At 68.8% G+C, this 1,941-nt stretch carries 2 protein-coding genes; one reads left to right on the forward strand and one right to left on the reverse strand.

What is annotated here, in order from left to right; genetic code table 11:
- Window positions 1-695: hypothetical protein (locus U9980_RS12075; RefSeq protein WP_322767989.1), on the reverse strand; the 695-nt coding region annotated here is incomplete at its 3' end.
- 621 nt (window positions 696-1,316) lie between these two features.
- On the opposite strand from U9980_RS12075, the gene U9980_RS12080 reads away from it, so the two are divergent.
- A partial coding sequence (locus U9980_RS12080) for a glycoside hydrolase family 6 protein (RefSeq protein WP_322767990.1) occupies window positions 1,317-1,941 on the forward strand: 625 nt, incomplete at its 3' end.

Consider the following 1,941-nt stretch of genomic DNA (forward strand, 5'->3'; position numbering starts at 1 on the left):
AGCCTGCCCGCCCGAGCGAGCCGGGTGAAGGGCGCATCCACCAGATCCTCGCCTGGATGGATCAGGTCGAAGACGGTGGGCCGCAGGACGAAGAAGCCCGCATTGATCCAGATTTCCTGTTCCGCCATGGGCGCGATCCTGTTGATCGCGGTCGAGTCCGGCCGGAAGTCGACGGTGTGGATGGTCTCGGGTGGCCGCACCGCGAGCAGGGTGGCGACGGCATCGGAGCGGTGAGCTTCGTCGATCAGCTCTGGCAGCGGGACGTCGGACAGGCCGTCCGCGTAGTTGGCGAGGAACAGATCCTCGGCGCCGACGAGGCTTCGCACCGCCCGAAGCCGTTGTCCGACCGACACGCGCAGGCCGCTGTCGACGATCGTGATCGACCACCCGGCAGCCTCGCCGTCGAGCAGATGTTGTCGCGGCACACCGGGCAGGGCCGTCGGCTCGTCGAGGTGTTCGACGCAGAGGTCCCCGACCCAGTTCCGGACACATTCGCCCCGGAAGCCCACACAGAGGATGAAGTCGGTGTGTCCGTAGGTCGCATACCATTTCATGAGATGCCAGAGAATGGGCTTTCCGCCGACCAGGTGCAGCGGTTTCGGCGCATCCGAGGCGCGTTTCGGGGTGGATTCCTGGCCCGTGTCCGCGTCCAGTAGACGTTGTCCCTGGCCGCCACAGAACAGAACAACTTTCATACGGAACTTCTTTCCCGCGCAGGCGCGCGGCAGGCAGTCCGCCACGGACATTCCCCGCCGCCGGCCGGACGGGGCGATGGGGAATCGACCAGTGGGCGTGGTGTCGGCCGGTGCGTGTCGCGGCTGCCGTCGACGTCCGCCCGATGAACATCATGCGGGCGCTGCTATGGTCCGTAAGTAGGTAGGGGGTGGGGGTAGGAAAGCGTTGCAGTGCTTGCCCGTTTCGGAGGTTGTGTGTCGACAGGGCCGCGCCGGAGGGCCGCACGCGGGTCGGTGCGCCACCACTCGCGGCACCGGCAACTCGTTCGTCTTCGACGGTTGTTGGCCCTCAGCGCCGTTGTCATCTCGGTACTCGCCGGTTTTGCCTTCGAAGGCACCGTCGTCCCATCGTCGCGCCCATCCGCAGCGGACCTGGTGCTTTCCGGTCACGGTGGCACGGTCGCCTCCACGCGGCCTGTGACGGTTGCGCAGGCAATGGGCGCGCTCGGCGACAGGCCGGACCCCGCCCGATCCACGGCACGCCCCCTGCCAGGGTCGAGTGTGGCTCGGGCGGGGTCGGTGTCGCAGCCCGGGTCCGCGCCGACATCGACGCCCATCCCGGAACCCACGTCTGAACCCTTGGTGCTCTCACGCACGCAGACCGGTAACCCGTTTGCCGGCGCACGCTTCTATGTCGACCCCGGCAGCGCCGCGGCTGCGGCGGTTGGCCGGCTGCGTGGCAGTCTTCCCGCCAATGCCGACGCGTTGAGCCGAATCGCGAATACGTCCCATGCGGACTGGTTTGTCGGTCCTGTTACCGCGGGTGGCGTCCAGTCCGCGGTCGCGGGCCGGGTGGCGCGGATCCGGGCCACCGGGACGCTGCCGGTCCTGGTCGCCTACGCGATCCCCAACCGTGACTGCGGAGGTTACTCGGGCGGCGGGGCCAGCAGCCCGGCGGCGTACAGATCGTGGATCTCCGGCTTCGCCGCGGGTATCGGTCGCGGTCCGGCGACTGTCATTCTTGAGCCAGATGCCCTGTCCCAGCTCGATTGTCTGCCCGCGGCCGACCGCCAGACCCGTTACGGGCTGCTCTCGGATGCGGTCGACGCGCTCGGCGGCATCGGGGTGAGCGTCTACCTCGACGCGGGCAACGCCGGCTGGCACGACGCCGCCGAGATGGCGACCAGGCTGCGGGCCGCCGGAGTCGACCGGGCGCGCGGGTTTGCTCTGAACGTCTCGAACTTCGACGAGACGGCCGACGAGCGGG

The sequence above is a fragment of the Protofrankia sp. Cr1 genome (assembly GCF_963555865.1).
Classification (GTDB): domain Bacteria; phylum Actinomycetota; class Actinomycetes; order Frankiales; family Frankiaceae; genus Protofrankia.